Consider the following 7,703-nt stretch of genomic DNA (forward strand, 5'->3'; position numbering starts at 1 on the left):
ACCGATACCTCACAGCATGAAATAAAACAGCGTTGTGAAGAGACGCTCGGCGTCAGCCACGATTCGGCCGATATTACTTATTTCGCAGCAGACAATCGGTTCTCATACAATCATTCGATTTGGACTAACGATAAAAAAAATGCCGAACCCGTCATTAATAAAATGGTGACCATAGGTGATAGCCTTTCGGATACAGGCAATATATTTAATGCGTCACAATGGAAATTTCCCAACCCTAACTCTTGGTTTTTAGGACACTTTTCCAACGGTTTTGTGTGGACAGAGTATTTAGCAAAAATGTACGATTTACCTGTATATAACTGGACGATTGGTGGTGCAGCAGGACGTAATCAATATATCGCGCTGGAGGTTGTGAACGATCAAGTCCGCTCTTACCTAAATTACATGACAATGGCCAAACACTATCAGCCAGAAAATACGCTCTTTACCCTAGGATTTGGCTTAAATGACTTTATGAATTACAACCATGAAGTCTATGAAGTCAAAGCCGATTTTAACCGAGCAATGATTCGTCTTGTCGATTCGGGAGCTAAAAATATTATTCTACTCACCCTGCCCGATGCCACTAAAGCACCGCAGTTTAAATATTCAACAGCGGAAGAGATCGAGAAAGTCAGCGCAAAAATCACCGCCTTTAATGCGTTTATTCAGCAGCAAGCACTGTACTACCGCATGCAAGGAATAAATATCATCTTGTTTGACGCCCATAGCTTGTTTGAAAATCTCACCGCCAATCCACAGCAATACGGCTTTGAAAATGCGACCGATGCATGCCTCAACATCAATCGCAATTCAGCTTTAGATTACTTATACCGTCATAGCTTAACCAATGATTGCGCTTACCATAGCTCTGACAAATATGTATTTTGGGGCGTCACGCACCCTACCACTGCGATTCATAAATTAATTGCCGATGAAATCAGTAAAAACTCACTCGCGTCATTTCAATTTAAATAAGCCTGACCTTAGAGACAGCACGCAAAGTGCTGTCTCTAGACTCAAATAGGCATCGCGGTAGCGGCTTTCACTTGACGCATGGCGAGGTGGGCAGTGTTTAGGATTTGTGCGTGGGTGGCGAATTTGCATGCGCTCGTCAGCGCGGGATGGGTTGCCAGTAATGTTTTAATGAAACACGATCATTCGCAACATTACCGACCACCCATACATTAAAAACGAAGCACATCAAACACATCAAAAACGAAGCGCTAAGCGGTCATATCAGCGATAGCAAATTTCTGCCCAACGAGCCAAACCAGCAGTCACTGAACCAAAGTAGTTACCGCTGACAACGGGTACGTGGGGCAGTTGCTGCTCTACCGCTTGGCGTAATATTGGAGAACGAGCAGATCCGCCCGTCATAAAGATAACATCCGGCTTTACGCCACCTTGTTCAACCGCTTCTTTGACCAATTCCACCATTTTCGCTTTAGGGGATTCAATGGCGTCGATCATTTGCTCACGCTCAATTTGCACTTCGAGCTGCTCAGAAAGAAGATCAAGCACCACCTGACATTGCGTAAGATCAGATAGAGCAATTTTTGCCTCTTCTGCACGGCGTACAATTTGATAACCAAGCGTTTCAAAATAGACTTTCAGCAAACGCGCCAACTTTTCTGGTTGCTGCGCCTCTTTGTGTAGCAATTTCAATGCTGCCAAGTTTTGCTGAGCATAGAAGTCACGTTGTGCTTCCACGTTGTTAATTGCAATCGGGTTCCAAAACTGCGTGATCGGCATATCAATGCCAGCAATGGCTTTACTTCCTAATCCAAAAGAAGACATCAACTGTTTTAAAGCAATATAGATATCAAGATCATTGCCTCCGACCCGTTGGCCACTATGCGCAAGCAAACTCGCGGTACGGTCGTCACGCCCTCGCCAACTCGGCCCCATTTTTAGCAATGAACAGTCGGTGGTTCCACCACCGATATCAACCACCAGTACGGTTTGATCTTGCACCAGAGTCGCTTCATATTCTAAGCCCGCCGCAACGGGTTCAAACTGAAAACTGATGTGCTGAAAACCGGCGCGTTTCGCCGCACGTTGTAAAATAGATTCCGCTTGTCGATTGGCCTCTTCACCACCTCGGCCATGAAAGTTAATAGGACGACCAATCACAGTATCTTGGATGGTGCGCTGAAGGTGCTGCTCTGCATTGTGCTTAATATTGACCATCATGGCGCACACCAAGTCTTCGAAAAAACTGACCTGCACATCACGTAAACCTGCCGCACCTAGAAATGATTTAGGGGATTTAACGTAATAAATATCGCGCGGATCCTGCAGATAGAGATCAAGCGCCGCTTGGCCAAAGGCAATGTCTTGCGCGGCAAGTTCAATACTCTCTTCTCTATTCACATTGATCGCGCGGCGAAGTACTTGCTCACCAACTTTATCGCTTGGCGTAATATTATGATGACGGAACAGATGCTCAGAAATGGACTCTCGCGTCGGGGCGCATATTGTCGAAGGAATGTAGTGGCTTTTACCTTCTATGGGTAACAATGTTGGCTGCCCATCTTGCATCATCGCGACAGAACAGTTCGCCGTTCCATAGTCAAAACCAATAAACATCGCTACCTCCTAGCATCAGAAAAAGGCCGGCGATCCTACCTTATGATTTTCACAAATACTATCCCCAAACTACTTGGAATGTCTGGCGAGAAAAGACATGGATTGGTTTACACAAGCCAAGAGACGAAAAAAGACAGCAGCAGGCAGCCCACATAAGCCATTTTAATCGCCTTGATATGTCGATAGTGGATAAGACAAGGTGACAAGATAAACAACGGGATCAGGACAAAAATGGGGTTCATACTGAATAGCCAGCTTAACAATACAACAGAAAGTGCATAGTAGAAGAGCCACGAATTTGGAACCGACAACTTTTTGCCAAGTCCCACTATAAATAATAATGCAGCAAGTAAAGGTAACATCATTAATCACACCTTTATGATATTAATTCTCATTTACATCAAATATTAGTCACAGTTCAGCGCAAAAGCAATAGAAAAACTAGGTACATTATCAGACACCAAGAGCCATACTCAACATAGGCATTGGAACCGTCTTTCATTTCTCTTTACCCACCCAAATAATGATTAGTTTTTCTAATTCAAATCATAGATTTTTATCTTGCTCAACTTCACACTTTTAGATTGATAAAAGCGCCTAGCCTCACTAATATCTCGCGCCGAAAGAGCGATACTTTTAACGCTGGCCATTAGTTTCATTATTCATATTAATTATATTTCGTAGTTGCACCATTGTGCAGGAGATAGACCATGTCCGCATCGTTTCCGTTAGTGAAACTCACATTTTTAATTGCGATTTTGACCGCTGTCGGCCAAATGACACAAACGATGTACGTCCCGTCCATTGGCCATATGGCGGGAGAGTTTTTAGTTTCTCCTGCATCACTGCAGGCGGTCATGGCATGTTATTTAATCCCTTATGGACTATCACAATTTGTCTATGGTCCATTGTCAGACCGTCTAGGACGCAAACCGATTATTATCGCTGGGTTGCTGATTTATATTGCAGGATCGCTACTCGCATTATTTGCTCACCAATACGATTGGTTTTTGGTCGGTAGTTTTATTCAAGGGCTTGGCATTGGGTGTGGTGGCGCAATGTCTCGAACCCTTACTCGAGACTGTTTTTCAGGAGCAGAATTGCATAAGGCCAATAGCCTAATCAGCATGTGCGTTATTTTTTCGCCACTCATTGCTCCTGTTCTTGGTGGGTACTTAACAGAAAGTTTTGGCTGGCGCTCTAGTTACTTATTTTTATCCCTATTCGCGATTGCGGTGGTGATCACTATGATGACGAGTATGGTAGAAACATTGCCTAAAGCGGCTCGCAGACAAGAATCGGTTGCAAACAGTTATCGCTATGTGCTGAGTGACAAACGTTTCCAAGGGTATTTAATTTGTCTCGTGGCGACTTTCTCTGGCGTCGCGGTGTTTGAAGCCGCTGCAGGTGTATTACTTGGTGGCGTTTTGCAACTGCCTGCCACCACCGTCAGCTTATTGTTTGTCTTACCGATCCCAGGTTATTTAGTTGGTGCGGCGCTATCGAGTGTGATTGCGTTGAACTTCAACGAAAAAAGCGCCTTGTATGTAGGGTTGGTAGCGATAGCATTGGGCTCATTGGTGGTGTTTGTTCCTGGAGTGTTGGGACAAACCAGCGCATTGACCTTAATCGGTGGCGCCACCGTCTATTTTCTCGGTGCGGGCATTCTATTCCCCGCAGCCACCACTGGAGCGTTAACACCACTGCCTTACCATGCAGGAACAGGGGGTGCTGTGTTAGGCGGTATGCAAAACCTTGGGGCTGGTTTAGCCACCCTTTTGGCCTCAGCGTTTCCAGCTCATGATCAGATGCCACTTGGCGCATTGATGCTGTTGATGTCTGTGTTTGCTGTGGTTGGTTTGATTCGTGTTTACAGTAAACATGACCCATCAAATGAAATGCCATTGGCTGTTTAATAAACTGTAATGAAGAAAAAGCAGACAGGCCACCGCCTCTCTGCTTTTTTATTTGCTTTTTTTATTTTAGACGTAACACAGGGTTCAAAAACTCAATATCATCATCCAAACAAAGCCTATCAATTTTAGTCAACTCTTCAGGTGTACTTACAAGAAATAATATCCATATCCAACGCATGAACTGCCGCCAATGACTCGACTATTTTTTAAGTGTAGTCAATAAGATGTCATTCACACTTCCCATGTGGCATCTATACTCAAATTATCACTCAAAAAAATGAGAAGCAGGATGAACAAAAGCCGAACATTTAATGAAAGCATTAATAACCCACTATCGAGTCGTATTGGTCGCAGGATCATTTTTTTTCTTGTCATTTTGAGTGGAGCGGTCACCCTGATGACAACGTTAGCACAAACGTATTTCGACTATGACAGAGAGTTCGATGATGTGGCTCAGCGTCATCACGAAATAGAATTCGTCCATGCCGAACTGCTTGCCGCTTCTCTATGGAATTATGATCTGGTAGCACTTCAACAGCGTTTAGATGGTTTAGTCAATTTGCCTAAAATTGATTATTTGGAAATCACGTCTGGCGGTTATAAATTCAGTGCCGGAGAAAAAGTGACGGAGCAATTAGTCGCACACCGTTATCCAATGCTTTATATCAACCCAAGAACGGAAGCCAAAGAGCAGATTGGTGAGATCTACGTTGAGTCTAATGCCCAAAAAATCTACAACTACTTAATCAAGCAGTTCCTACTGATATTGGTCGTGAACGCGATTAAGACTGCCTTTATTTGTTACGCTATTTTGATGATTTTCCATGAGAGCGTAAATCGACGAGTTTTTGCTATTGCGAAGTATTTGCGTAAATACAACCCTCGCCATCCACCAAAACCACTAAAACTTCCCCATAAGAAATGGATTATGGGGCATAACGATGAACTCACTTGGCTGGCCGATGAGACCAATAAAATCACCGGAAATGTAACTACGCTGTACAGCAATATAAAACTTGAACAAGAACGATTAGCCGATTTTACAGACGTCTCATCAGACTGGTTATGGGAGACGGATAGTTCTGACAGGTTGATTTACACTTCCGAACCCATGCGTCAAGCTTTAGAGATCAGTGAAAATAGCAAGCCACTACTTTCAGAGATTGACTCACTGAGAGATATGGAGAAATTACTCCAATCCATTACTAAACACTGTTCGTTTTCAATGTGTGAAGAGACGATTATCATCAATGATTGTAAGCATTATTTGATGTTTCAAGCGGTAGCACGGTATGAGGAGGATATGTTTCTCGGGTTACGGGGCACAGCCATTAATATCACCGAGCTAAAACTGGCTCAGCTTGAACTACAAAAACTCAACCAAAACTTAGAGCGTCAAGTCACAGAGCGAACTCGTGATTTGGAAAATAGCATAGAAGAATTAAAAGCCACGCAAACACAGTTGATTGAATCTGAGAAATTAGCGGCTTTAGGTGGTTTAGTCGCTGGGGTCGCGCATGAAGTCAATACGCCATTAGGCATCGCGGTGACCGCAAGTTCGGTGATAATTGAGGTCACACAAGAGCTAAATACCGCCTTCGCCAATCAAACGCTTACAAGCCAGCAGTTTTCTGAATTGATGCAGAGAATGAATGAAACCAACACTATGCTTGAGAGCAACTTAAATCGTGCTGCCAAACTGATCCGAGACTTTAAACAAACAGCGGTCGATCAGGTATCTGAGAGTCGCAGTCAATTCTCGATCCACCAAGTATTAAGCGCGTTGATTGCTAGCCTACATCCGGAAACTAGGAAAATTCCAGTCATCCCACAACTAGAGGGAGATGTCGGGCTCACAATGAATAGCTTACCTGGCGTCCTCACTCAAATTGTCTCGAACTTAGTCATGAATAGCGTTAACCACGCTTTCAGTGAGGAGAAAAATCCGATAATAATCATTACATTCCGACAAGAAGGGCAGAATATTCTCTTAGAATATAAAGATAATGGCTGTGGCGTCGAACCAAAACTGCACCATAAAATCTTTGAACCCTTTTTTACCAGCAAAAGAGGCCGTGGCGGGTCAGGGCTTGGTTTGAATCTTGTTTTTAATCTAGCGACTCAAAAACTACAAGGAAAACTAGATTTTAGTTCTAATGTTGGCCAAGGTGTTCATTACGTTTTTACCCTGCCTAAGGCCCTTGAACTTGTTAATAATGATGCTGCAATAAATGTGCAGTAATAATGGATAGAAAGTAATAATAGATAGAAAGTAAAAGGGTCAAGGTTGCCAATCATCGTAAGGAAGGTGAATAGAATCATAGAGTATTTGCAACTCACCACTCTCTTTAAGTTTATCAATCATTCTTGTTAAATAATCATCAATCCAATCACCTTTAGGCCCTTTGGGAATGATAAACACATCCTCATGGTCATAAAAATGCTGGCGATAAATATTTGTCAGGTTTAGACTTCTTAGAGCAATGTCGGCTTCTTCTTGTGCCCAAACAAATCCATCAATACGACCAGAAGATAGTTTAAGTAATGATGTATTGATACTATTAGAATAGAACGCATCACTGGAAAAGGCATATCATCAGGAAATGCTTCGATTATATAATGATTAGGGTTCGTCCAAAGCTGATCGACGCTAAATGGTTTATCCTTATTAGTGTAAAGAACAGAGGCGACTAAACCAAAAGAACGACTACTAAACCGGTAAGCCAGTTTGTCATCCTGATCATCCACTCTAACCGCTGGCAAAGCAAAATCAGCTTGACCATTCACAACACCATAGATAGCACGATGGAGTGGATAAACATGAATAATAATATTTACATTAGGATCAATTACATCAATACGTCGTACTAAATCAACAAAAGGCCCAGTACCATCAGCATTAATCAACCCAGGAATTTCACCCAAATGGGCAATAATTTCATTCCTAGATTGTTCTTTTTCTTCTGCATTAATAGAAAATAAAATAGGAAAGAAAATAAATGATGCATATATAAAAAATCGATTGCAATCCATTAAAACACTCATAACAACACCTATAGTTAATAAGTAAATAAACTTAATCAGGATACTGTTCACGAATAGCGTATGCGCCCCATGATCCCACGGGGCGTTTTAGTGTGAGAAGTTCCAAGGAAGCAGTGAGTTGATATCAGGGTATGCGCCCCATGATCCCAC

The 7,703-nt window shown here is 42.7% G+C and carries 6 protein-coding genes; 3 read left to right on the forward strand and 3 right to left on the reverse strand.

The window, feature by feature from the left end:
• Window positions 1–978, forward strand: a 978-nt coding sequence (locus VOR_RS16590; protein ID WP_010317929.1) for an SGNH/GDSL hydrolase family protein, incomplete at its 5' end; no start/stop codon positions are given.
• A gap of 261 nt (window positions 979–1,239) precedes the next feature.
• Here VOR_RS16590 and yegD read toward each other — a convergent pair.
• On the reverse strand, window positions 1,240–2,592 hold the full coding sequence (yegD, locus tag VOR_RS0102130) for a molecular chaperone (RefSeq protein ID WP_010317930.1): 1,353 nt from the start codon (window positions 2,590–2,592) through the stop codon (window positions 1,240–1,242).
• Window positions 2,593–2,699: 107 nt separating this feature from the next.
• Window positions 2,700–2,957, reverse strand: coding sequence for a hypothetical protein (locus tag VOR_RS0102135; RefSeq protein ID WP_010317931.1), 258 nt, complete (start codon window positions 2,955–2,957; stop codon window positions 2,700–2,702).
• A 345-nt stretch (window positions 2,958–3,302) separates the two neighbouring features.
• Here VOR_RS0102135 and emrD point away from each other — a divergent pair, with 345 nt between their 5' ends.
• Both emrD and VOR_RS0102145 read left to right on the forward strand, forming a co-directional pair.
• The gene (gene emrD, locus VOR_RS0102140) at window positions 3,303–4,508 is read left to right on the forward strand and encodes a multidrug efflux MFS transporter EmrD (RefSeq protein ID WP_010317932.1); all 1,206 of its coding nucleotides are present in this window, start codon (window positions 3,303–3,305) and stop codon (window positions 4,506–4,508) included.
• A 289-nt stretch (window positions 4,509–4,797) separates the two neighbouring features.
• Window positions 4,798–6,750, forward strand: coding sequence for a PAS domain-containing sensor histidine kinase (locus VOR_RS0102145; protein ID WP_010317934.1), 1,953 nt, complete (start codon window positions 4,798–4,800; stop codon window positions 6,748–6,750).
• Window positions 6,751–6,983: 233 nt separating this feature from the next.
• Here the strand turns inward: VOR_RS0102145 and VOR_RS17625 are convergent, their stop codons facing one another.
• Window positions 6,984–7,553 carry a hypothetical protein gene (locus VOR_RS17625; protein ID WP_202796694.1) on the reverse strand — a complete coding sequence of 190 codons (570 nt, stop codon included), beginning with the start codon at window positions 7,551–7,553 and terminating at the stop codon, window positions 6,984–6,986.
• Window positions 7,554–7,703: the final 150 nt, after the last annotated feature.

The organism is Vibrio ordalii ATCC 33509, from assembly GCA_000257205.1.
GTDB classification, from domain to species: domain Bacteria; phylum Pseudomonadota; class Gammaproteobacteria; order Enterobacterales; family Vibrionaceae; genus Vibrio; species Vibrio ordalii.